This window comes from Ancylobacter oerskovii, from assembly GCF_018390555.1.
Classification (GTDB): domain Bacteria; phylum Pseudomonadota; class Alphaproteobacteria; order Rhizobiales; family Xanthobacteraceae; genus Ancylobacter; species Ancylobacter oerskovii.
Genome location: NZ_JAHBGB010000028.1, coordinates 1 through 699, shown reverse-complemented (window position 1 = coordinate 699; position 699 = coordinate 1). Strand labels below are relative to the sequence as shown.

At 69.1% G+C, this 699-nt stretch carries 1 protein-coding gene; it reads right to left on the bottom strand.

Translation table 11 applies throughout. The annotated features are described in order from the left end of the window. A partial coding sequence (locus KHC19_RS13045) for an IS3 family transposase (RefSeq protein WP_213352806.1) occupies nt 1-699 on the bottom strand: 699 nt, incomplete at both ends.

Below are 699 nucleotides of genomic sequence, written 5' to 3'. Positions count from 1 at the left end.
GACCGGCTGGCGAACATCGACGGCGCGAGGCCGCCGAGGCTCGTATGGGGTCTGACGGTGTTGTAGTCGATGCGCCAAGCCTCGATGATCCGCCGCGCCTCGGCAAGCGAAGAGAAGGCGTGTTCGTTGAGGCACTCGTCGCGCAGCCGGCCGTTGAAGCTCTCCACGAAGGCGTTCTGGATCGGCTTGCCGGGGGCGATGTAGTGCCATTCGATGGCGGTCTCCTCGCAGAAGGCGAGAACCGCCCGGCTGACCAGCTCGGTGCCGTTGTCGGAGACGATCATGCAGGGCCGACCGCGGCGGAGGATGACCTCTTTGAGCTCGCGCACGACGCGGGCGCCGGAGAGGGAGGTGTCCACCACCGCCGCCAGGCATTCGCGGGTGAAGTCGTCGACGATGTTCAGCACCCGGAAGCGCCGGCCGTCGTTCAGGGCATCGGACACGAAGTCGAGGCTCCAGCGTTGGTTCGCTCCCTGCGGAACGGCCGCCGGCGCCCTGGTGCCGAGCGCCCGCTTGCGCCCGCCGCGCCGACGCACCACGAGCCGCTCCTCCCGGTAGAGGCGGTAGACCTTCTTCAGGTTCATCCTCAATCCCTCTCGCCTCAGCAGGATCGCCAGCCGCCGGTAGCCGAACCGGCGGCGCTCATTGGCAAGCTCCCGCAGGCGCGTGCGGACGGCGGCATCGCCATCCGCCTCGCGC